This window comes from Chelativorans sp. ZYF759 (assembly GCF_012911015.1).
In the GTDB taxonomy this organism is placed as follows: Bacteria; Pseudomonadota; Alphaproteobacteria; order Rhizobiales; family Rhizobiaceae; genus ZYF759.
The window spans coordinates 88,635-110,719 of sequence record NZ_WVVV01000005.1; the positions used below are offsets into that span (position 1 = coordinate 88,635).

Annotated in this window: 27 protein-coding genes; 21 read left to right on the forward strand and 6 right to left on the reverse strand. The window is 63.9% G+C overall.

The features are described from left to right. Nucleotides 1-16: 16 nt before the first annotated feature. Nucleotides 17-319, reverse strand: coding sequence for a hypothetical protein (locus GRZ55_RS09925; RefSeq protein WP_169286757.1), 303 nt, complete (start codon nt 317-319; stop codon nt 17-19). Nucleotides 320-336: 17 nt separating this feature from the next. After that, nucleotides 337-1,107, reverse strand: coding sequence for a DpnI domain-containing protein (locus GRZ55_RS09930; RefSeq protein WP_169286758.1), 771 nt, complete (start codon nt 1,105-1,107; stop codon nt 337-339). Between the two features lie 162 nt (nt 1,108-1,269). Between GRZ55_RS09930 and GRZ55_RS09935 the strand changes: the two genes are divergently transcribed. The 6 genes from GRZ55_RS09935 (at nt 1,270) to GRZ55_RS09960 (ending at nt 5,078) form a co-directional block, all read left to right on the forward strand. After that, nucleotides 1,270-1,518: a DUF6290 family protein gene (locus tag GRZ55_RS09935; protein ID WP_169286759.1), complete on the forward strand. Its 249-nt coding sequence runs from the start codon at nt 1,270-1,272 to the stop codon at nt 1,516-1,518. Continuing rightward, nucleotides 1,515-1,781: a type II toxin-antitoxin system RelE/ParE family toxin gene (locus tag GRZ55_RS23765; protein ID WP_169286760.1), complete on the forward strand. Its 267-nt coding sequence runs from the start codon at nt 1,515-1,517 to the stop codon at nt 1,779-1,781. The genes GRZ55_RS09935 and GRZ55_RS23765 overlap by 4 nt, the downstream gene beginning before the upstream one ends. Nucleotides 1,782-1,997: 216 nt before the next feature. Beyond that, a complete protein-coding gene (locus tag GRZ55_RS09945; protein ID WP_169286761.1) occupies nt 1,998-2,369 on the forward strand; it encodes a hypothetical protein in 372 nt (123 codons plus the stop codon). A gap of 193 nt (nt 2,370-2,562) precedes the next feature. After that, on the forward strand, nt 2,563-4,032 hold the full coding sequence (locus GRZ55_RS09950; protein ID WP_169286762.1) for a sensor histidine kinase: 1,470 nt from the start codon (nt 2,563-2,565) through the stop codon (nt 4,030-4,032). Further along, complete coding sequence (locus tag GRZ55_RS09955) at nt 4,025-4,417, forward strand: response regulator (protein WP_169286763.1); 393 nt, start codon at nt 4,025-4,027, stop codon at nt 4,415-4,417. The genes GRZ55_RS09950 and GRZ55_RS09955 overlap by 8 nt, the downstream gene beginning before the upstream one ends. A gap of 46 nt (nt 4,418-4,463) precedes the next feature. Beyond that, nucleotides 4,464-5,078, forward strand: a complete 615-nt coding sequence (locus GRZ55_RS09960) for a molybdenum cofactor sulfurase (RefSeq protein WP_169286764.1) — start codon at nt 4,464-4,466, stop codon at nt 5,076-5,078. A 6-nt stretch (nt 5,079-5,084) separates the two neighbouring features. On the opposite strand, the gene GRZ55_RS09965 is transcribed toward GRZ55_RS09960, so the two are convergent. Then, a complete protein-coding gene (locus GRZ55_RS09965) occupies nt 5,085-5,402 on the reverse strand; it encodes a DUF2293 domain-containing protein (RefSeq protein WP_169286765.1) in 318 nt (105 codons plus the stop codon). After that, nucleotides 5,399-5,905 carry a tRNA (N6-threonylcarbamoyladenosine(37)-N6)-methyltransferase TrmO gene (tsaA, locus tag GRZ55_RS09970; RefSeq protein ID WP_169286766.1) on the reverse strand — a complete coding sequence of 169 codons (507 nt, stop codon included), beginning with the start codon at nt 5,903-5,905 and terminating at the stop codon, nt 5,399-5,401. The genes GRZ55_RS09965 and tsaA overlap by 4 nt, the downstream gene beginning before the upstream one ends. A 111-nt stretch (nt 5,906-6,016) precedes the next feature. On the opposite strand from tsaA, the gene GRZ55_RS09975 reads away from it, so the two are divergent. Next, nucleotides 6,017-7,033 carry a metalloregulator ArsR/SmtB family transcription factor gene (locus tag GRZ55_RS09975; protein ID WP_169286767.1) on the forward strand — a complete coding sequence of 339 codons (1,017 nt, stop codon included), beginning with the start codon at nt 6,017-6,019 and terminating at the stop codon, nt 7,031-7,033. Then, complete coding sequence (gene metF / locus GRZ55_RS09980; protein ID WP_169286964.1) at nt 7,033-7,956, forward strand: methylenetetrahydrofolate reductase [NAD(P)H]; 924 nt, start codon at nt 7,033-7,035, stop codon at nt 7,954-7,956. The genes GRZ55_RS09975 and metF overlap by 1 nt, the downstream gene beginning before the upstream one ends. Before the next feature lie 370 nt (nt 7,957-8,326). On the opposite strand, the gene GRZ55_RS09985 is transcribed toward metF, so the two are convergent. Then, entirely contained in the window at nt 8,327-9,574 is a 1,248-nt protein-coding gene (locus tag GRZ55_RS09985; RefSeq protein WP_169286768.1) for an amidase, read from the reverse strand. A gap of 180 nt (nt 9,575-9,754) precedes the next feature. Here GRZ55_RS09985 and GRZ55_RS09990 point away from each other — a divergent pair, with 180 nt between their 5' ends. From GRZ55_RS09990 to GRZ55_RS10045, 12 genes are all read left to right on the forward strand, one after another. After that, nucleotides 9,755-10,069: a c-type cytochrome gene (locus GRZ55_RS09990; protein WP_169286769.1), complete on the forward strand. Its 315-nt coding sequence runs from the start codon at nt 9,755-9,757 to the stop codon at nt 10,067-10,069. Nucleotides 10,070-10,089: 20 nt separating this feature from the next. Continuing rightward, complete coding sequence (locus GRZ55_RS09995) at nt 10,090-10,449, forward strand: cytochrome c (RefSeq protein ID WP_169286770.1); 360 nt, start codon at nt 10,090-10,092, stop codon at nt 10,447-10,449. A gap of 169 nt (nt 10,450-10,618) precedes the next feature. Continuing rightward, nucleotides 10,619-11,314 carry a TetR/AcrR family transcriptional regulator gene (locus GRZ55_RS10000; protein WP_169286771.1) on the forward strand — a complete coding sequence of 232 codons (696 nt, stop codon included), beginning with the start codon at nt 10,619-10,621 and terminating at the stop codon, nt 11,312-11,314. Further along, complete coding sequence (locus GRZ55_RS10005) at nt 11,311-12,243, forward strand: TAXI family TRAP transporter solute-binding subunit (RefSeq protein WP_169286772.1); 933 nt, start codon at nt 11,311-11,313, stop codon at nt 12,241-12,243. Before GRZ55_RS10000 ends, GRZ55_RS10005 begins: the two co-directional genes overlap by 4 nt. A gap of 18 nt (nt 12,244-12,261) precedes the next feature. Further along, the gene (locus GRZ55_RS10010) at nt 12,262-14,205 is read left to right on the forward strand and encodes a TRAP transporter fused permease subunit (RefSeq protein ID WP_169286773.1); all 1,944 of its coding nucleotides are present in this window, start codon (nt 12,262-12,264) and stop codon (nt 14,203-14,205) included. Further along, entirely contained in the window at nt 14,205-15,119 is a 915-nt protein-coding gene (locus GRZ55_RS10015; protein ID WP_169286774.1) for an amidohydrolase, read from the forward strand. Before GRZ55_RS10010 ends, GRZ55_RS10015 begins: the two co-directional genes overlap by 1 nt. Further along, the gene (locus GRZ55_RS10020; RefSeq protein WP_246734654.1) at nt 15,116-16,081 is read left to right on the forward strand and encodes a VOC family protein; all 966 of its coding nucleotides are present in this window, start codon (nt 15,116-15,118) and stop codon (nt 16,079-16,081) included. The genes GRZ55_RS10015 and GRZ55_RS10020 overlap by 4 nt, the downstream gene beginning before the upstream one ends. A 16-nt stretch (nt 16,082-16,097) precedes the next feature. Next, the gene (locus GRZ55_RS10025) at nt 16,098-16,829 is read left to right on the forward strand and encodes a PIG-L deacetylase family protein (protein WP_169286775.1); all 732 of its coding nucleotides are present in this window, start codon (nt 16,098-16,100) and stop codon (nt 16,827-16,829) included. Further along, nucleotides 16,829-17,503, forward strand: coding sequence for a 4-carboxy-4-hydroxy-2-oxoadipate aldolase/oxaloacetate decarboxylase (gene ligK / locus GRZ55_RS10030; protein ID WP_169286776.1), 675 nt, complete (start codon nt 16,829-16,831; stop codon nt 17,501-17,503). The genes GRZ55_RS10025 and ligK overlap by 1 nt, the downstream gene beginning before the upstream one ends. A gap of 11 nt (nt 17,504-17,514) precedes the next feature. Then, the gene (locus GRZ55_RS10035) at nt 17,515-18,570 is read left to right on the forward strand and encodes a 4-oxalomesaconate tautomerase (RefSeq protein WP_169286777.1); all 1,056 of its coding nucleotides are present in this window, start codon (nt 17,515-17,517) and stop codon (nt 18,568-18,570) included. Between the two features lie 10 nt (nt 18,571-18,580). Beyond that, on the forward strand, nt 18,581-19,474 hold the full coding sequence (locus GRZ55_RS10040) for an NAD(P)-dependent oxidoreductase (protein WP_169286778.1): 894 nt from the start codon (nt 18,581-18,583) through the stop codon (nt 19,472-19,474). A 1-nt stretch (nt 19,475) separates the two neighbouring features. Beyond that, a complete protein-coding gene (locus GRZ55_RS10045) occupies nt 19,476-20,438 on the forward strand; it encodes a D-2-hydroxyacid dehydrogenase family protein (protein ID WP_169286966.1) in 963 nt (320 codons plus the stop codon). 180 nt (nt 20,439-20,618) lie between these two features. On the opposite strand, the gene GRZ55_RS10050 is transcribed toward GRZ55_RS10045, so the two are convergent. Next, nucleotides 20,619-21,545: a 1-phosphofructokinase family hexose kinase gene (locus GRZ55_RS10050; protein WP_169286779.1), complete on the reverse strand. Its 927-nt coding sequence runs from the start codon at nt 21,543-21,545 to the stop codon at nt 20,619-20,621. A 144-nt stretch (nt 21,546-21,689) separates the two neighbouring features. Between GRZ55_RS10050 and GRZ55_RS10055 the strand changes: the two genes are divergently transcribed. Next, entirely contained in the window at nt 21,690-22,076 is a 387-nt protein-coding gene (locus tag GRZ55_RS10055) for a 5-carboxymethyl-2-hydroxymuconate Delta-isomerase (RefSeq protein ID WP_169286780.1), read from the forward strand. Nucleotides 22,077-22,085 lie beyond the last annotated feature (9 nt).

Here is a 22,085-nt window from a genome sequence, read left to right on the forward strand (position 1 = left end):
GATCGCAGCAGGCGAGTTAACCAAAGGCCTTCTGCGATTCTTTCCGCATGCGCCGCGTCATGATTCCTTTGGCGATCCGTTCGCTGCGATATCGACCGACTTCCTCGTAGTCGGGAGAGTCGTCCGCGCTGGCTGGGGATACATAGACAATATGCTCGCCCGCTTCCTGCTCAATGTAGCCGGACAAATCTTCGCTTTCGAAAGGGGAAGAGTCACCTGCGCCGCAATAGGGGCACTCGTCGTCACATTGGCATGACCATTCGTCAGTCCAGTGTTCGCCGCAACGATAGCATTCATGATGGTTGAGGAACCAAGCCATCGTGCCCCGCCTCTCGTTCAAACCTGACGTAGACGATAGCGTCCTTTGCCAAGAAAGTCGATAAATCCATTGTCCCTCAGGACCTGAAGTTGTTGACGAATCTTGGGTTTGACGTTCCTGTTATTTGGGTAGATGTGGCTTAGATGGGCTTCGAACGCATAGACTTCTTCCAGGGTGAACTCGCTTGGTCCCAGTCTTTCAACGCAATTCATGACCTCGACCAGCCAGCCTCGGGCCTCCAGGCCCTTGTCTCGAAGAAAGAGAGTGCGTTGCCACGCTTCCAGCACTCGTTCCTTGGGTTCGGGCACGCCACCGCGCACGATTTGGATTCGCCCTGATTGAGGGACCTTCCCGATGAGTATGTTTGATCCGATCCAGCCGGCTCGCCGAGCAGTATCGGCCAGCGGCTTGCGTCTCTCGACGATGTCCGGGACGAAGAAGTGCTTGGGCACGACGCTCACGTTTCGCACCGCCGCGCCCTCAAGATCATAGCTGAGAAGCAGTAGGTTCGGGTTGGTAGAGGAGACCAGTCGTTCGCATTTCGTGTGATAGGCGCCATCGGCGACCTTGGCCCCGAAATCCTTCTTCTGGCTCTTGAGTTCGAACTGGTCGTTGCATTTCGGGCAGAAGAAGTCCGCCACAGGAAGATTCGCGGGCAGCTGAGTGATCTGGGGGTTGCCGCAATTGGGGCAATAGAGCTGCTGAGAGACCCATTGCTCGGTCCACACCCGGGCCTTCTGTGACCCGCTTGTGTAGGCAAGCTGCACTTCCTCGAAACCGAGCTTCATTCCCGCCGTCTTTTGTCACATCAGTTCTGGTGACCCTAATGGAGCAGAAAACTGAAGGTCCGGTAAGCGGCAAACGACCTTAGCATTGGCAGCGCTGAACCCGCCGAATACCTTGTCCCTTCCGTGCACTCGCTATACATGTATAGCAAAGGAGCCATCGCCATGCTCGCCCTTCGGCTGCCGCCCGACATCGAAAAGCGCCTCGACGATCTCGCCAGGAAAACCGGCCGGACCAAGAGCTATTATGCCCGCCAGGCGATCCTTGCGCATCTGGAGGATATGGAAGATCTAGCCCTCGCCGAGGAGCGACTGAAGAGCGATGACGGGGTGCGAATTGCGCTCGAAGATGTGATGCGCGAAATCGACGCGCGCGAGGCGGAGGATGGCGGCAAGAGCACAGCCGCCGAATGAGGTGGAAGGTCGAGTTTACGCCGAGATCGCGTAAAGACCTTCAGCGGCTTTCAATTCAGGATCAGCGCCGGATCGTCAATTTCCTATCGCAACGGGTGTCTGCTCATCCCGATCCCCGTGCGCTGGCGAAGCGGCTCGCTGCGACCGACGAAGAACTCTGGCGCTTCCGCGTCGGAGACTACAGGCTCATTGTCGAGTTCCACGAGGGAAGGCTGACGATCCTTGTCATAGCGATCGGCAACCGCCGCGAAATCTACCGCTGATACCCACTCCAGACCGAGCAGAACGGCACCGGTGTTGCCGCCGATGCGTGGACAAATTCCGACTTCGTTCCTCATGGAATCAACATGTTGCGCGAATTCCGGTTCATTTCGATCCACGTCCTCCGCGACCAGGGGGATAATGCCCGCCGGTGAACGAAGGGCGTGGACATGGACGTGCATGCGGTAATGGGGGACGAAAGGACGATACGGCGCATCATGGCGCTGCTCGTCGCGCTGGCCGTCCTGGCCGAGCGGGTCGCCGCCCGGTCCCTTCCCGTTCGCTGTCTCGTCCTCTGCGTCCTGAGGCGGGCCGAAGTCGCGGCGGCACAGTTCGTCTTCGAGGCGAGGGGCGCGCCGCTGGCCAGCATGCCGATCTTGACGAGCCCGAACGACCCTGCGGATGCAATCCGCCTCGCCGCGCGCTTCCACGCGCTGGCCGCGGCGCTCGGCGCCCTGTTGGCCGTGATCTGCCGTTTCAACGCCCCGGCTGCCCGGCCCGGCTGCGCATCCGGCCACATTTGGCAATGTCCCGGCGGGCCTTGCGTCAACTTCGGCGGCTGGATACCAATGCCCAACGATACGTCCTGAGGCGCGGGCGGCGAGGCCGTGGTTCGATCATTGCCGGGCGCCCAGATGTCCAGCAACCCCTTGGCAAAGCTTGTAATAAACCCTCTCTTCACTGAACCGTTATCCTCGGGAACCAATTCGGTGTCGCCGCGTTAAGATCATTGGGCGGCAAGCGGGGGCGTTTGCCGGATGGCAGGTTGCCGTATGGGGTGAAATGCAGGTTCCAGATTTCCAGGCAATTTTCGAGGCCTTGCCGAGCGCGCATATGGTCCTCGACAGGGAGTTGCGATTTGTGGCGGCCAACCGAGCCTATGAACGCTCGACGATGCGCTGCCGCGAGGAGCTGATCGGCCAGTATATCTTCGAAGAGTTTCCCAATGAGGGCGAGGGCGGATACCGTCTCGCCGCCTCGTTTCAGCGCGTTCTCGACACCGGCAAGCCCGACACAATCGCCTATATCCCCTATGACATAGCACGTCCGGAGTCCCAGGGAGGTGGATACGAGACGCGTTACTGGACCGCTTCGCATTCACCCTTGCTGGATGAGGACGGCAAGGTCGCCTACATCATCCAGAACACCGTCGACGTGACCGATCTCGTGCGGCTGCGCGAGGCGGCGAGCCTGCCCTTTCCCGTTCGCGCCGGGGCCTCGGAGCTTCTCGAGCACGCGCGCGAGGTCGAGGAGGCCCATCGCGAGCTGCTGGCCGAGAGCGACGATTTCCGTCGGCTCTTTCAGCAGGCCCCCGGCTTCATCGCGGTGTTGTCGGGACCACAGCACGTGTTCACCTTTGCCAATGACGCCTATCTCAAGCTGGTCGGCGGGCGGGAGGTCATGGGAATGCGGGTGCGCAGCGCCCTTCCGGAAGTGGAAGGACAGGGCCTCTTCGAGATGCTGGATGACGTCTACACGCGCGGGATCCAACGCGGCGCGAGCGGAGCCAGCGTGATGCTGCGGCAGGAGACCGGCATGCCGCCCGAGCAGTTCTATCTCGACTTTTCCTATGCTCCCATCCGTGATCGCGAAGGCAACGTTACCGGCGTCTTCGTGCAGGGCATGGACCGTACCGAGGCGACCCTGGCTCAAAAGCGGCAAGCGCTGCTGATGGCCGAACTCAACCACCGCGTGAAGAACACGCTCGCCACTGTCCAGTCGATCGCCGCACAGACGCTGCGGACCGCCCGCGACATCCCCAGCGCAAGGCGCGATTTCGAAGGGAGGATTCTGGCCCTTTCGCGCGCGCATAATCTGCTTTCCGAGCGGCAATGGTCGGACGCGGGCATCAGGACGCTTGTGGAAAGCGAGCTCTCCGCCTACGGGGTGGCGCGCTACGAAACCAGCGGCCACGACATCAGGCTGTCTCCCAAGGCGGCCATTGCGGTGGCGATGGTACTCCACGAGCTGGCGACGAACGCGGCCAAATACGGTGCGTTAAGCGGCGATGCTGGCCACGTGCGCGTCTCCTGGCACGTAGAGGACGGCTCGTTGCGGGTCGACTGGCGCGAAACAGGCGGGCCGATCGTGTCGGCGCCGGAACATGAAGGTTTCGGATCGCGCATGATCACCCGGGTGGTGAGCGGAGAACTGGGCGGCACGTTCGGCTGCGATTACCTGGAGACGGGCTTCACGTGCAGCCTCCGAATCCCGACCGATTCATACGAAAGAACCGAGAACGACAATGAGTGAACGCGACGAACAACTGGCCGATCTCAACGTACTCGTCGTGGAAGACGAGGCGCTCGTGGCGCTGAATCTGGAGGATATGCTGGCGGATCTGGGATGTCGCGTCGTCGGGCCTGTCATGCGTCTGGCGAAGGCGGTTGAATTCTTCGAGAGTTCGCCCTTGCCCGATATCGCCATCCTCGATGTCAACCTGGGCGGCGAGCCTGTTTTCGGCCTGGCCGAGCGCATCAGCAGCAAGCGCGTTCCGATCGTGTTCGCGACGGGCTACGGGAAGGCGGGACTGCCTCAGGAATGGCATCGCTGGCCGATCCTCCAGAAGCCGTATACGATGGACGATGTCGCCAGCAGCATGAAGTCGGCGCTGGGACTGGGTGCCGAGGCCAGCTGAGACCCGGCGCAAGACAAGCTGCGTGTTCACTATTGGGAAGCCTGCCGTGCTGGACATGTTCGATCGTGATGAGGACATCGAGATCCGGCCCTCACGCAAGCTCGGCGCGCGCGTGGAAGGGGCATTTCTGGCCCCGTCCAACCATTTCGTCACGCGCGCGGTCACAGGGCTGGACCTCACCTTCCAGGGCATCGAAGGCGACATCCATGCCGGTCATACGCGCCGCTCCGGCGGGCGCGAGCCCTGGTACCCGCGCGGCACCGAGCTCCGCAACGAGCGCCAGCTTTCCCTGGTCGCCCCCGACGAGCTTGCCAGGATCGCGCGGGCCATGGGCATTGCGCAGGTCCGCCCGGAATGGATCGGCGCCAATCTCCTGATTTCCGAGGTGGCGAATTTCTCGATGCTGCCGGCTGGCACGATGATGTTCTTCAAGGGCGGGGTCACGCTGAAGATCGACGGGCAGAACGTGCCGTGCCGGATTGCCGGGCGATCCATCGCCGAGCATGCCAGAATGCCGGATCACGAGGCGGGCTCGCTGCTGTTCCCCAAGGTTGCGCGCCGGTTGCGTGGCCTGGTGGCCTGGGTGGAGAAGCCCGGTCGCATCGAGGTTGGCGAGCAGATATCGGTTCGCCTTCCGGAGCAGTGGATCTATCGCGCCTGAGGCCTCTCAGTCGGTCTCATGGTCGTCGGCCTCAAGCAGCCGCGTGGCACGCCAGAGGGTCAGGACCGCGTTGATCTCGTCGACGACAAAATGGCGTGCCGCGTCGCGGTCGTATCCCTCTTCGAGCAGTGCGTCATATTCGGTGTGCTCATGGCGGATGTGGGTGACCGTCGCGATCCAGACGGCAATGGAGGGCGGGAGTTCACGCATCTTGCGGGCCGAGGCCATGGCGCGGATCGCTTCGATATCGGCATAGGGCGCCTGCGGCAAAAGCGCGGTCAGGGCCTTGCCCAGGGCCTTGGCCCGTCCGGTGCGCCCGATCAATCCGAGGACTCCCGCTCCGCTCGAGAAGCGTCGGGGATTGAATCGGTCGACGCGAAATAGGGCTTGATGTCGATGAGGGGAGTTCCGTCGAGGACGTCGATGGAATCGAGCTGCACAACGCCGTTGGCGGCATCGACAGCGACGATGCGGCAGACATGCAGTCCGATCGGGTTGGGACGGGCCGGCGAGCGCAAGGCGAAGACGCCGCTCGGCGCCGCGGCATGGCGCGGCTTCTGGACGATGAGGTCCCGCACAGAGCGGTCGAGCCAGGTCAGCACGACTGCATGGCTGGAGCGCTGTAGACCATCCAGGCCGGGCCGGTAGGCTTCATCCAGCTGGAGCATGGCGGGCTGGCCGGTCTGGCGCGCGGCCGCCATGTTCTTCGGGCAATCGGCCCGATCCTTCCATGCAGACCCCACTCTTCCGATGAAGGCAACCGTGGCATCGGGCACCTTGCCAGGATCGATCGGAAGCGCTCCTTCACCCTCGCGTCGCTCGCTCATGTGCTGTCTCCAATCGCAGTGCCCGCGCAACAGATCGAGGTCGGCGCTTGCGCTCGATGCCCTATCGATATAAACATATCTTTATATCGTATTCTCTTTGGAGCGCATCATATGCTCAGGCGGCAACCCGTCAGTCTCGATCAGATGGTAGATACGCTGAAGGCGGCCGCCGAATCCAGCCGTTTGCGGATTCTGCTGCTGCTGTCGCGTGGCGACCTGACGGTGTCCGACCTCACCGAGATACTGGGCCAGTCTCAACCCCGCGTGTCGCGCCACCTGAAGGTTCTCCTCGATGCGGGCCTGATCGACCGCTACCAGGAAGGGTCGTGGGCCTATTTCTGTCTGGCAGACAGCGACAGGGCGCGCGAATTCCTGCATGGCATCGTGACCCGCATCGACGAGGGTGAAGGCTCGGTCGAGCGCGATCTCGAGCGGCTCGACGGCGTGAAGCGCCGGCGACAGGAGCGCGCCGCCGATTATTTCAGCCGCAATGCCGAAAGCTGGGATCGTATCCGCTCGCTTCATGCCCCCGACGACAAGGTCGAGGCTGTGCTGAAGCATGTCGTGGGCGAGAGCCCCATCCAGTCCATGCTCGACCTGGGAACCGGGACCGGGCGGCTTCTGGAACTTTTCGCGCCCATCTATCGCCGCGGGACGGGGCTCGATCTGTCGCGCGAGATGCTCGCGGTGGCACGGGCCAATCTCGACCATGCCGGCGTGCAGAATGCCCAGGTCAGGCTTGGCGATCTCTACGCGCCGCCCGTCGACCGGGAAGCCTTCGATCTCATCACCATGCACCAGGTGCTCCATTATCTGGAGGAGCCGGCCCGGGCGATCGTGGAGGCGGCACGTCTCCTGCGGCCTGCCGGGCGCCTGGTGATCGTCGACTTCGCGCCCCACGATCTCGAATTCCTGCGCGAGGAGCATGCCCATATCCGGCTTGGCTTCACCGACCGCCAGATCGAGGACTGGCTGGAGGAAGCGGGGCTCGAACACACCGACATGAGGGCGATCGCCTTCGGTCCCGGCGACGGGCTGACGGTCAAGATCTGGGCAGCCCGCGACCCGCGGCTGCTGATCGCCGACCAGGAAATCGACAGTTCGCACGAGGAAAGGGTTACCGCATGATTTCGGACACCAGGCTGGCGCGGCGACCGGGTATCGGATCCCGGCTGTCCGTTTCCTTCGAGTTCTTCCCGCCCAAGTCCGACGAGATGGAAACGAAGCTCTGGGAAACGGTACAGAGGCTGCAGCCTCTCGATCCCCGATTCGTCTCGGTCACCTATGGGGCAGGCGGTTCGACGCGTGAACGCACGGTGCGAACCGTCGGGCGAATCCTCAAGGATTCGCGGCTTACGCCGGCCGCGCACCTGACATGTGTCGATGCAACGCGCGAGGAGGTTGACCGTGTCATCGACGAGTTTACCGAACTCGGCGTCAGGCGGTTTGTCGCCCTGCGTGGCGATCCGGCTGAAGGCGTGGGCGCGGTCTACCGCCCGCATCCCGAGGGCTACACGAATGGCGCCGAACTGGTGGCCGCCATCCGCCGCAAGGGCGATTTCGACGTCTCCGTCTCGGCCTATCCCGAAAAGCACCCGGAGAGCCCGGATTTTGCGACCGACATCGACATGCTCAAGCGCAAGGTCGATAATGGCGCGACGCGGGCGATCACCCAGTACTTCTTCGACAATGATCTCTATGAGCGCTACGTCGAGCGGGCGCGGCGGGCCGGGATCTACATACCGATCGTCCCCGGCATTCTGCCTGTCCACAATTTCGGGCAGGTGGCGCGATTCTCGGCCGGCTGCGGCGCGCATGTGCCGTCCTGGCTGGCCGACAGATTTGAGGGGCTGGAAAACGATCCGAAGACCCATTCGCTGGTGGCGGCGGCGGTCGCCGCCGAGCAGGTGCTGGACCTCGTGGAGCGCGGCGTGAGCGAGTTTCACTTCTACACGATGAACCGGGCCGATCTGGCCTTCGCCATCTGCCATCTCATCGGTGTGCGGTCAGAAGAAAACCGGCCCCAGATGGTTTCACAGGCCGCCGCCTGACCTGCGGGAACGACGATCGGATATTGCAAAGGAAAGGCCGGCAATGCCGGCCTTTCTTGTCTGTCCGAGGCATTGGTGATGCCTGATCGTCTATGTCAGACGATGATACCCATCACGACGGCGCCGATGAAACCGAACGCTGCACATAGAATCAAAGCATGAATCGGTCTGGCCAATCCCATGTCCGAGCCTCCTCTTCAGACTACGTACCCGAGTCTACGGCAAGGGGGTGTTGTGGCAAGAGAAAATGATGCTGCAGCGCACAATACTTATGAATTCGGATTTGCAGGATTTGCGCCTGCGTATTGATTTTATTTCGCTAAGACCGCCGCCCGGTCTGTGCAAAACCCGGCCTCACGTCGCCGTGAGATCAGTGTAGCCTCTCCAGCCAATGTGCGCCCGACAGGGCGGCCGCATCGCGACCAAATGCCGCCACGGTCTGGACGCCGAGGGGCAGCCCGGCAGCGTTGTAGCCTGCGGTGAGATTGACGCACGGGTTGCCGGTCAGGGTCCACAGCTTCGCGAAGATCGGCGAGCCCGTGCTTTCCAGTCCTTCGGGGGCCGCGTCCGGCGCCGACGGGGTCAGCAGAATGTCGACCTCCTCGAACAGGGAGTGCGAGATCGTGCGGGCGCGTCGCGCGATCCGCCTGGCCTGATCGTATTGCTCGGGGGGCGTGTTCCGGCCCGATTGCAGCGCCTCGACGAGCTTGGCGCTCATGCGGTCGGCGAAGCGGTCAAATTCATCGGACAGAGCCAGCGCCGCCTCGAAGTTCTGGATGAGGGAGTGGGCTTCCCTGGCAGCTGACAGTTCGGCCGGCTCGGCGATGTCGGTGACCCGGGCCCCGGCATTTGCCGCTCGTTCCGCGACGGCCGCCAGCGCCTCCTGCATGTCCCTGCTAGCCTCATTCCACGCACCGGAGCGATAGAGGCCGATGCGCGGCGCGCTGTCCTCGAACGCGTCGACCGCCAGCGCGCGCCCGGTGGCGGCCCCAGCCAGCGCCGCGACATCCGCCGCCTTTGCCGCGAAGAAGCCGACGGTGTCGAGCGTCCAGGAGAATGTCTTGAAGCCGACGGTGGGCACGAGGCGAAAGCTCGGCTTGTAACCCGAGACGCCGCAGAAGGCAGCGGGTCGGATCACCGATCCGCCCGTCTGCGTGCCAATGGCGGCCGGCACCATACCCGCCGCGACCGCGGCGGCCGAACCGGATGAGGACCCGCCGGGAGTGTGATGCTGGTTCAGCGGGTTGCGCGTGCCGGCGGGATCGAGGAAGGCATAGGGCGTCGTCACCGTCTTGCCGACGATGGTGGCTCCCGCCCGCCGCAGCATGGCGACGACCGCCGCATCGGTGCGCGGCTTATGCCCGGCATAGATCGGCGTGCCGTAGCCGGTCGGCATGTCGTGGGTGTCGAAGATGTCCTTGACGCCGACCGCGATGCCGGCGAGCGGGCCCTTGCTGCGACCGGCCGTGGCCAGGATCACGTCGCGGTCGCCGACATGTTCGAAAGCGCCGACGCCGGCATCCGCGGCCGCGATGCCGTTGAGGGCGGCTCCGACCGCCTCTTTGGGCGTTCTCTCCCCCGCCTCGATGGCGTGGCGAATGGCGGTGACCGACTGCATGATGATGGCTCCCGTTGATCGACCGTCTATCGCCACCCACCGCGGTGGCGTCAATCGAATTGAAAACGAGACTGATCGGCTAAAGTGGAAACAACTCGCGCCTTTGACGATCCGATCGACTAGGATGACTGGACGAACGGCCAGGGAGGGTGGGGTATGACGAGCGGATGCGTCAAGGTCATGGCTGCAATCGCAACTGCAGCGTCGTTGGCCAGTTGCACCAGTCTTGCGCCGCAGCAGCCGGACGGTGCGGCGGTTGCTCGTGGCGAGGCGGTCGCGGCGCAATGGTGCGCAACGTGCCATGCAGTAGGTTCGTCCGCTTCCGCCACGCATGGCGCGCCGGCATTCACCGAGATCGCAAACCGGCCCGGCCACGATCTCGTCGCGCTGCGCGCCTTTCTCGACGGCGACCATTTTCCCATGACCACCTATCGACTTTTCCCGGCAGAACGCGATGATGTCGCCACCTATATCGGAAGCCTCAGGCGCCGGTAATGATTCGAAGGAGAGAGCCCATGCCGTCAACCAGTTCCAAGGACGGCCCTCAGCGGCTGGCTCTTCCCGCTGCCTTGCTGCTCGCGCTGGCATCGTCTCCGGCCGTCGCGCAGCCACCGCCCGCAGACGTGGAACTTGGCCGGGCAATCGCGGAGGAGCATTGCGCCTCGTGCCACGCGATCGGGCTCGAAGACGAGAGCCCCATGGCGGATGTACCGGAATTCCGGACGCTGCACGAGAACTATCCGGTGACGCATCTGGCGGAGGCTCTGGCCGAAGGCATCATGGTGGGTCATCCCGAAATGCCCGTGTTCGTCCTCGATCCTGCGCAGATCGAAGGCTTCCTCGCTTATCTCCATACGCTCGAGCAGCCTGAGTAGGCGCGCCGTCGGCGTGATTTTCCGAACAAACCCGATCTCTTAGACCCCTTTCACGAAGGGTGGATCGGGTTTGCTCGATCCAAATTTTGTACATCTGTACAAAAAAAGTATCCGAACGCATAAATTTATGCGATGCTCGTCCAAAGTCAGAGTGGGCGACCGGAGCTTCATGTCAGCCGAAACGACCAGAAACGCGATATTGGAGGCGGCGGAGAGGCTTTTCTCCGAGCGGGGTTTCGGCGGCGTAGGCCTGCGCGAGATCGCGCGGGAAGCCGGGGCCAATGTCGGCTCGATCACCTATCATTTCGAAACCAAGCTGGGCCTGCTGGAGGCGATCTATCAGCGCCACACCCGACCCATGAATCAGCGCCGCCTCGAACTTCTGGGCGAAGCGCGGCGCATTTCCGACCCCGAGCAGCGCCTGATGGCCGTCCTGCGCGCATATGTGCGCCCGGCCTTCCTGTCTTCCGACAATCTGGCGGGAGGTGGCGCGCGTTTCACCCGCATGCGCGCGGTGCTTTCTGCCGAGGGCAATCCCGAAGCCCGCCAGATCATCGCCGAGATGTTCGACGAGACGAGCCGCGCCTTCATCGAGGCGATCGGGGAGTGTCTGCCTGGCGCGGCGCGCGAAGACATCGTCTGGCGCAGCCAGTTCCTGCTCGGCGCGCTCTACTACGCCCTGATCAATCCAGAGCGCATCACACGACTTTCCGATGGCCTGGTCGACGGCAACGACCATGAGAAGGCCATTTCCGAGGTTGTGGCCGCAAGCTTTGCGACCTTCCGCGCGCTTGCGACCTCATCAAGGGCGCAAACCGAAACACACGGTTCGCCAAACGAAGATCGACAAGGGAGTGAATCATGAAACTGAGACATCTGGCACTGGTCGTCGCAGCTGCGACGGGCCTTGCAATGGGGCCGGCCGCAGCCGACCAGCGAGTTTCCATCGGCACCGGGGGCACCGGCGGCCTGTTCTACGTCATCGGCGCCGGCATGGCCGACGTCATCAACCGTCACCTGGAAGGCACCACCGCGCGCGCTGAGGTGACGGGTGCCTCGGTGGAGAATATCCGCCGCGTGGCGGCCGACCAGATGACCTTCGGCTTCTCCTCGTCTTCCACGCTTTATGAGGCGAGCGTCGGCGACGCGCCGTTCGAGGAGGCGCTTCCGGTCGCGGGCATGGCCTATCTCTATCCCGCGGTGCTCCAGATCGCCACGATCGAGGGTACCGGCATCGAGACCATGCAGGATCTTGCCGGCAAGAGGATCAATCTTGGACCGCCCGGCAGCAACGCTGCCGTTCTGGCCCAGCGTCTTCTCCAGGCCTATGGCGTCTTCGATCCGGCCAATGCCCAGTTCCTGTCCTATGCCGAAGGCACCGGCGCGATCATCAACGGCAATCTCGACGCCACGGTCGTTCTGGCCGGTGCGCCGACCGCCGCCCTCATCGATCTCGGCGCCCAGCGCGATATGAAGCTCATCTCGGTCGATGCCGACATGGTTGCCGACCTGCTTGAGGAATTCCCCTTCTATCAGGTCTACGACATCCCGGCCGAGACCTATTCCGGCCAGTCTGAAGCGGTGACGGTGATCAACGATCCGGCAACCCTGTTCGTCAAGGCGGATGCGGACGAGGAACTGGTCTATTCGCTCACCAAGGCGCTCTTCGACAATCTCGACGAACTCGCCGAAATCCACCCGCAGGCGGGCGCGATCGCGCTCGAGACGGCCACCAATACGCCGATCGACCTGCACCCCGGCGCGCAGCGCTACTTCGACGAAGTCGGCCAGTAAGGCCCGGAGCCGGACAAGATGATGCAGTGGACAGGAAAGCTGCGCCTCGCCGTCATGGAGGAGCGCAACCACTGGGAAGCGACAGTCCTGTCGCTGCTCTTCACGGTCTTTGCCGTGGCGACCACTGCCATCGTCATCTATGGCGCCTATTTCGGCGGGATCACCGCCCTTCTCCTGCGGTCGATGTTCTTTTCGACAGTATCGACCGCAGGCCTCATTCTGGTCGGTTCGCGCTTCGCCAATCCGGCCATACGCCTCTTCTGCTATGCCCTGGCGGCCTTCGCGCTGGTGCCGGGCATTCATCTCTACAATTCCTATTTCGACATCATCATGCGCGGCGCCATGTCGACGGCGCTGGACGAATGGATATTCCTCGGCCTGCTGGCGGTGGTGGTCGTGCTCGTGCGGCTCTCGCTCGGCTGGGCGCTGATCGTGCTGATGGGCGTGGCGTTGCTCTATGCCTATTTCGGTCATCTCATACCGGGCCGGTACGGTCATGGCGGATATGACCTGTCGCGGCTGACCTCGACCCTTTATCTGTCCACGGAGGGGTTTTTCGGCCTGCCGATGGGCGTCGCGGTTGAATACATCTTCCTGTTCGCGCTGCTGGGCACCTTCCTGATGAAGATCGGGACCGGGGGCGTGTTCGTCGATCTCGCCCGCGGCGTGACCGGTCACGTCCAGGGCGGCCCCGGCCTGTCGGCAGCGGTCTCCTCCACCCTGATGGGCACGATCAACGGTAGCGCAGTGGCCAACGTGGTCACCACGGGCACCTTCACCATCCCGCTCATGAAGCGGGCTGGCTATTCGGCGAACGTAGCGGGCGCGATCGAGGCCGCTGCCTCGTCGGCCGGGCAAATTCTGCCGCCGATCATGGGCGCGGCCGCCTTCCTGATGGCCGAGATCATCGGCGTTCCCTACCGGACCATCGCGCTCGCCGCGCTGATCCCGGGCGTCCTCTACGTGCTGGCCCTGATCGTGGCGGTCAGGCTGGAGGCGGGGCGACTGGGCCTCGCGCCCGACCCGGACGCCGGCTGGCAATTGTTCAAGTCGACGGTGCTTGGCAGGGGTTATCTTCTGCTACCCCTCGTCGGTCTCGTGGTTCTTCTTTTCGCCGGCTATACACCCACGCGGGCGGCCGTCTATTGCCTTGCCTTCGGGCTGCTCATCATGCCGTGGAGCCGGGAGACGCGGATCGGGATCGTCGGCCTGATGATCGTCTGCCGCGACACGCTCGTATCGACGCTCCCGATCGTGGCGGCCGTTGCGGCAGCCGGTGCCGTCATCGGCGTCCTGAACCTGACCGGTCTAGGGCTGATGCTGTCGGGCATGATCATCGATCTGGGCGGCGGGCGCATCTGGCTCATCCTGATCCTGACAGCTATCGCCTCATTCATCCTGGGCATGGGCCTGCCGACCTCGGCGGCCTATCTGCTGCTTGCGGTGCTGGTCGCACCGGCGCTCACGCGGCTCGGCATCGAACCCATCGTGTCGCACATGTTCATTTTCTATTATGGCCTCGTTTCCGCGATCACGCCGCCGGTGGCGCTCGCCGCCTATGCGGCGGCCAGTATTTCGGGTGGTGACGCCAACAAGACGGCGATCGAATCGATCAGGCTTGGCTTCGTCAAACTCCTGGTGCCGTTCCTTTTCGTCACGATGCCGGGCCTGCTGATGGTCGGTTCGGGAATCGAGATCGCGCTGTCGGCCTTTTTCGCCTCGCTCGGCGTGATCGGCATCACCGTCGCGTTCGCGGCGTGGCTGGTGCGCCCCCTGGGTGCCGGCGAACGGTTGCTGATGGCTGCGGGCTCGCTTCTCGTGCTCTGGCCGACCGAGGTCTCGGCGCTCGACCCGGCGACCCTCGCGGCGCGGACCGTCGGCATGGCCATTCTCGCCTTCACCCTCCTGCGGCCCTTTTCGGCGCAGCCAACCCCTGAAAAACCGAGCAGCACGACGCCCTGATGACTTCCGAGAACCTGCCTTTCCACCCGTCACCGAAGAAACCGGATATCGCGCTGCCGGCCGGCGCTTGCGATGCCCATTGCCATGTCTTCGGGCCGGCTGCGGTGTTTCCCTTCGCACCCGAGCGCACCTACACGCCGGTCGACGCCCCCAAGGAGACGCTGTTCGCGCTGCACCGGCATCTCGGCATCGAACGGTCGGTCCTCGTGCAGGCGAGCTGCCACGGCACCGACAATGCCGCGATGCTGGACATGATCGCGCATTCGGATGGGCGTTATCGCGGCGTAGCCATGGTCAAGGCGGACGTTTCGGTCGAGGAGCTTCAACGGTTCCATGATGGCGGCGTGCGGGGCGTGCGGTTCAATTTTGTCTCGCATCTCGGCAAGGATGCCGATCTGGACGCCATCCGCGCGATCGTCGAGAGGATCGTTCCACTCGGCTGGCACGCCGTGGTGCATTTCGAAGCCGACCGGCTGGCGAAGCTGAAGCCTTTCCTGACCGAATTGCCGCTGCCCATGGTGATCGACCATATGGGGCGCGTGGATGCCAGTCAGGGCGTCGGGCAGGAAGCGTTCGGCATGCTGCTCGAACTGATGGAGGACGAACGCTTCTGGGTGAAGGTTTGCGGGTCGGAGCGTATTTCGCGGGCGGGACCCCCCTTCCACGACGCCGTACCTTTTGCGCGGATGCTGGTGGAGCGCTTCACCGACCGCGTGCTCTGGGGCACCGACTGGCCGCATCCCAACATCAAGAAGTACATGCCCGACGACGGTGCGCTGGTGGACCTTCTGGCGCTTATAGCCCCGCGCCGAGAACTGATGCAGGCGCTGCTTGTCGACAATCCGACGAGGCTCTATTGGCCTGAACAGGTGACGCCCGAAGGGGCGCTCGCGGCAAGCGCAGGAGGAGCATGATGCGTTCGGAGGAACCCTGTTTCGATGTCGCCCATCTGGGGCATATCGAGCTTCTGACCGATAAGTTCGAAGAAAGCCTCGACTTCTTCGTCAATGTCTACGGGCTGACGGAGGCGGGTCGCGAGGGCGATTCCGTCTATCTGCGTGCCTGGGACGACTACGAGTTCCACTCGCTCAAGCTGACAGCCTCGAACACCACCGGGATGGCGCATTGTGGCTACCGCACCTCGTCGGAAGCAGCCTTGCATCGCCGCGTCAAGGTGATCGAGGAGATGGGGCTCGGCATCGGTTGGACCGATGGCGATCTGGGCCATGGGGCTTCCTACCGGTTCAACAGCCCGGACGGCCATGTCTTCGAACTCTACTGGGAGACCAACAAATACGTGGCGCCCGAGGCCGAGAAACCGTCGCTGAAGAACGTCGCGCAGCGTTTCCACGGACGCGGTGCCGCCCCGCGCCGGATCGATCACTTCAACCTTCTGGCCAGCGATGTCTCGAAGATCCGCGACTTCATGGTCAAGGCGATAGGCAGCCGCGTGACCGAGATGATCCAGCTCGACAATGGCCGCATCGGCGGCTGCTGGTTCACGGTCAACAATAAGGGCTACGACATGGCCTGCACCGAGGACCATTCGGGCGCCAAGGCTCGCTTCCACCACATCACCTACGCGGCCGACCATCGAGACGACATCCTGCGCGCCGCCGACGTGTTTCTGGAGAACGGTGTCTTCATCGAGACCGGCCCGCACAAGCACGCTATCCAGGGCACGTTCTTCCTTTACGTCTACGAGCCGGCCGGCAATCGCGTCGAGATTGCCAATGCGGGTGCCCGGCTGATCCTGGACCCAGATTGGGAGCCCATCGTGTGGACCGAGGCCGAACGCAAGAAGGGTCAGGCCTGGGGCCTGAAGACCATCGAGAGTTTCCATACCCACGGCACGCCGCCGCTGAAAACGAAGTAGGAATCGGGAGACACACATGGCCAACAAGACCGCACTGGTGGTCAGTGCGCATTCGGCGGATTTCGTGTGGCGCTGTGGCGGCGCCATCGCGCTGCATGCGAAGCGGGGCTACGACGTCACGGTCGTTTGCCTGTCCTATGGCGAGCGTGGCGAAAGCGCCAAGCTGTGGAAGAAGGAAGGCATGACGCTGGACGTGGTCAAGGCCGAGCGCCAGCGGGAGGCCGAGAACGCGGCCAAGGCGCTCGACGTCCACGACATCCAGTTCTTCGATCTCGGCGACTACCCGCTGGAGATGACGCGCGAGGCCAAGGACCGGCTGGTCGACGTAATGCGTGCCGTCCAGCCCGCCTTCATGATGAGCCATTCCAAATACGATCCCTACAATACCGACCACATGTATGTGTCGGAATGGACGCTGGAATGCCGGGCCATCGCCCAGGCCTGGGGCCACAATCCCGGCCAGAAGATCCTCGGCGCCCCGCAGGTCTATCTGTTCGAGCCGCACCAGACCGAGCAGATGAACTGGAAACCCGACACCTTCCTCGACATCACGGAGGTGTGGGACAAGAAGTGGGCGGCCATCCAGTGCATGGAAGGCCAGGAGCATCTCTGGCATTACTATCGCAACGTCGCCGAGAACCGCGCCAACCATTTCCAGCGCAATTCCGGCGGCCAGTCGGGCGGGCGTGCGGCGAAATATGCCGAGGGCTTCCAGTCGATCTTTCCGCGCACCGTGGACGAATTGTGATGGGTGGCGTCGTCGTTCAGAACATCGAGCGGGCCGACCCAGACGTCGTGGCCGGTCTCGGCGAATGCGGCGTCGCGACGGTGCATGAGGCGCAGGGGCGCAAGGGGATGCTCGCCTCCTACATGCGGCCGATCTATTCGGGCGCGCGGCTTGCCGCCTCGGCCGTCACCATCTCCGCGCCGCCCGGCGACAACTGGATGGTGCATGTGGCCATCGAGCAGGTCAAAGCCGGAGACATTCTGGTCCTGGCGCCGACCAGCCCCTGCGAGGACGGCTATTTCGGCGATCTGCTCGCCACCTCGATGCAGGCGCGGGGCGGCGTTGGGCTTATCATCGATGCCGGTGTGCGCGACGTGCGCGATTTGACGACGATGAACTTTCCCGTCTGGTCGAAGGCGGTCTTCGCGCAAGGCACGGTCAAGGAGACGGTGGGCTCGGTCAACGTGCCGGTCGTCTGCGCGGGCGCGCTGGTCAATCCGGGCGACGTGATCGTGGCCGACGATGACGGGGTGTGCGTGGTTCGCCGCGAGGAGGCAGCTGCCGTGCTCGAAGCCGCGCGCAAGCGCGAAGCTGCGGAAGAGGACAAGCGCAAGCGGCTTGCCGCCGGCGAACTCGGTCTCGACATCTACAAGATGCGCGAGCGCCTGGCCGAAAGAGGCTTGAAATACGTCTAGGAGGAGCGGTCATGGCGGACGGCGTGCGCTGCATGTGGATGCGCGGGGGGACCTCGAAAGGCGGCTACTTCCTCGCTGACGAGCTGCCCTCGGACGTCGCGGCGCGCGATGCCTTCCTCTTGCGCGTCATGGGTTCGCCCGACGAGCGCCAGATCGACGGCATGGGCGGTGCCGATCCGCTGACCTCCAAGGTTGGCGTGGTCAGGAAGTCCGATCGCCCCGGAATCGATGTGGACTACCTGTTTCTGCAGGTCTTCGTCGACCGGCCGCTCGTCACCGACAAGCAGAATTGCGGCAATATCCTCGCCGGGATCGGTGCCTTCGCCATCGAGCGCGGCCTGGTTGAGCCGAGCGGCGAGACGACGGATGTCCGCATTTTCATGGAAAACACCGAACAGGTGGCTATTGCCACCATCCAGACGCCCGGTGGCAAGGTCTCCTACGAGGGCGAGGCGCGCATCGACGGCGTGCCGGGCACGGCTGCCCCGGTGCTGCTTGCCTTCGAGGATACGGCCGGCTCCAGCTGCGGTGCTCTGTTGCCGACCGGCAATGCGGTGGACGAGATCGAGGGCGTGGCCGTCACCATGATCGACAACGGCATGCCCTGCGTGATCATGAGAGCTTCCGACATGGGTATTTCGGGCGACGAATCCCCAGCGGACCTGGAAGCCAACGAGGCACTGCGCGCGAAACTCGAGGCGATCCGGCTGAAGGCCGGACCGCTGATGAATCTCGGCGACGTGAAAGACAATTCCGTGCCCAAGATGACCATGGTCTCGAAGGCGAAGAATGGCGGCGCGATTTCCACGCGAACCTTCATCCCGCATCGCTGCCATTCCTCGATCGGTGTCCTGGGTGCGGTCAGTGTCGCCACGGCCTGCTTGCTTGCCGAGGGGCCCGCAGCCGAGCTGTCTGATGCGGGCGAGGGGACCGAGCGTAGCCTCGCCATCGAGCACCCGACAGGCGAGATGACCGTGGTTGCCACGCTGGGTCCGGACGGCGAGGTCGTTCGTACAGCGATCCTGCGCACGGCGCGCAAGCTGTTCGACGGAACCGTATTCGGGTAAAAGGCTTCCCATGCACATTGCCTTCATCGGCTTCGGCGAAGCCGCCCGCGCCTTCCACGACAGCCTGAAGGCGCACGAGCCATCGCTTGTCTTTTCTGCCTTTGACATCCTGTTCGACAGCGAGGGGCCTGAGGGAGCCTGCGCCGCTGCGGCGCACGAGCGCGGGGTGCGTCTGGCGGCGACGCCCGGCGAGGCCGCCGCCGGCGCCGACTGGCTCGTCAGCGCGGTAACGGCCGATCAGAGCCTTCCCGCGGCCCGTTCCGTAGGCACCTCTCTCGGTACCGGCCAGTTCTTCTTCGACATCAATTCCGTCGCACCCGATCGCAAGCGCGAGACTGAAGCGCTGCTCGCACCTTCGGGCGCCGTCTATGTCGACATGGCGGTGATGGCGCCGGTTCACCCGCGTGGCCACCGCACGCCGGTGCTCATTGCCGGCCAGACGGCGGGCGTCATGGATATGCTCGGCCGTCTCGAATTCGATTTCGACGTCGTGGGCGAGGAGGCGGGGGCCGCCACGGCCATCAAGATGGTGCGCAGCCTGTTCGTGAAGGGGCTGGAGGCGATCACCGTCGAGACGATGCTGGCGGCTACGGCCTCCGGCTGCCTCGATCGCGTCCTGGCCTCGCTCTCCGGCTCCTATCCGGGGCTGAAATGGCCCGACATCGCCGAATACAATGCCGAGCGCATGCTCAAGCACGGCAAGCGTCGCGCCGCTGAGATGCGAGAGAGCGGGGCGACGCTCGATGCTCTTGGCCTGGATGGTGATCTTGCCCGCGCCGTCGCCTCCCTGCATGACAGGATGGGTGCGCTGCCGGCGGACCGCCTGCCCGGCGAGGACCTGGCCGAGAGTGCGGAGCGGCTGGTTGCCATGCGTCGCGGCGGAAGCGGAGGAGGAATTGGCTGACATGCTGAGATGCGCGATACTCGACGATTATCAGGACCATGCCCTGTCGGCCGCCGACTGGGGCAGCCTCAAGGATCGAGTCGAGATCACCCGCTTCGACCGGCATCTGGGCGATGAGGACGCCGTTGCTGCGGCGCTTTCGGAATTCGAGATCGTCGTGGCGATGCGCGAGCGCACGCCCTTTCCCGCAACACTTCTCCAGCGCCTGCCGAAGCTCCGCCTGCTGGTGACCACCGGCATGGCCAATGCCGCCATCGACTTGAAGGCGGCGCGGGCGCGCGGCATCGATGTCGCCGGCACGCGCAGTTCGATCGGCCCGGCCGCCGAACTCGCCTGGGGGCTGCTTCTGTCCTTGATGCGCGAGATACCGCGCGAGATCGCCAATCTCCGCGCCGGCGGAGATCAGTGGCAGCTTTCGGTCGGCCGCGACCTCAAGGAAAAGACGCTGGGCGTCGTCGGTCTCGGCAAACTCGGCAGCCGCGTGGCGCGCTACGGCAAGGCCTTCGACATGGACGTGCTCGGCTTCACGCGCACGGATGCGGCGGCGCGCTGCGCGGAACTCGGCATCGGCCATGCCGAAACGCTGGACGAGCTCCTGGAGCGTTCAGACGTCGTCAGCCTGCACCTGACGCTGACGGCGGAGACCCGCCACATCATCGGCGCGCGCGAATTGGGGCTGATGAAGAGCGACTCCGTCCTCATCAACACGTCGCGCGGGCCGCTCATCGACGAGGCGGCGCTGATCGCCGCGCTCGAAAAAGGCCAAATCGGCGGTGCCGGCCTCGATGTCTTCGACAGTGAGCCGCTCCCCGCCGATCACCCGTTCCGCAGGCTGCCCAATGTCCTCGCCACCCCGCATCTCGGCTACGTGACGCGGGACAATTTCGCGATCCAGTTTCCGGAGGTCGTGGAGGACATCGCGACATGGCTTGATGGTCGGCCGGTCCGGGTGCTTAACGCGTAGCGCCCAGCGTTTTCCGCTATCGCGGCGCCGGTCGAGCCCCCAATAGGGTTCGCGTCGCGAAGCACCTGTCCCCGATCGACGGGGAGAGGAAGCGGGTGGGCGCAAGGCACCTTTCCTCCCACCCCCTCCAGGGGGACGTGACGAAGCAAAGCCCGAGCGGGGGTCTTCTGCCTGCCGGCGCTACTTGCGTGTCAGCGTCGGATAGAGCGCCTCGACATCTGTCCTGCGGCACAGTTGCGTGCCGGGGGTGATAACCGCAGCCGCACCGGCGGCGATGCCGAGCTCGAAGGCGTCTTCTGCGACCCAGCCTTCGTTGAGCGCCCAGATCATCGCTCCCAGGAAACTGTCGCCGGCGCCGATGGCCGAACGTACCTTCACATGGGGGGCGGGCTTGCGAATGGCACCTTCTGCGCTGGCCAGCAGCGCGCCCTGCGCGCCCATCGACACGGCGACCAACTCAGCCTGTCCCCGCTTCACGATGGATAGAGCCGCCTCGCATGCAGCCTTTTCATCCAGTTCGGAACCAAAGAGTTCCTCAAGCTCGCCCATGCTCGGCTTGACGAGATAGACGCGGCCCTCGGCCAGTGTGGTCTTCAGAGCCTCGCCCGAGGTGTCGAGAACGAAACGCGATCCGTTTTCGCCGGCCGTGCGGGCGAGTCGCGCGAAAAAGTCGGGCGGTGCGGACGCCGGCAGGCTGCCGCTCGCAACCACGAAGCCGCCCTTGTGCCCCCTGGCGATATCGAGGCAGGGCATCATCTCGTCAGCGGCAATGTCAGGACCGCCGCGCACGAAGCGGTAGTCGTAGCCACTGCTCTTCTCGTTGACGGAGAAGGACACGCGGGTTTGCCCGGCGATCGGCAGCATCCTGCGCGGGATGTTCTCCTTGCCCAGGAGCGAATCCAGCCAGTCGCCCGTCGGGCCGCCGCCCAGAAACACGGCCTCGGCCGCCCCGCCCAGCATGGTCACCACCCGCGCCACGTTGAGCCCGCCGCCGCCAGGATCGGCACGGTCCTGTTGCGTGCGCATCTTGCGGATCGGACGCACCGCCTTGACCTCGCTGAAGAGATCTACGGACGGGTTCAGGGTGAACGTGAGGATGGATGCCATAATCGCCGCTTTGCGTTTTGTCTTCTCTCGATTCCTAACACTCCTTTGGGGGCAGGGTAAGGCTGCCGCAGGAAGCGAGAGACGCATATTGACTCGCCCTTCCCAACTAGATAACATATTTATTATTATCGTGGGAGGCGCGGCATGCCGCATCTGGTCGTCCAGTATTCCGCCAATATCGAGCCGGATTTCGATCTCACGGCGCTGTGCCGCCAGCTGTGCGACGCGCTATCGGCTTTGCCTGATTTCGAGCGCGGCGGTATCCGGGTGCGGGCGGTCCGATGTGAGCATTTCGCGGTGGCAGACGATGCCTCCGATAACGCCTTCGCCGACATGGTGCTTCGTATCGCGGCCGGCCGAAGCGCGGAGGTCAAGAAGGCTGCGGGGGACGCCCTTTTCGAGGTTGCCAGCGCGTTTTTCGCGCCGCGCCTCGACGCACCGCATTTCGCGCTCTCGCTCGAGATCAGGGAAATCATGCCCGGCACAAGCTGGAAAAAGAACACCATTCATCCGCGCCTGCAGGCCGGCTGAGTCAGGAAC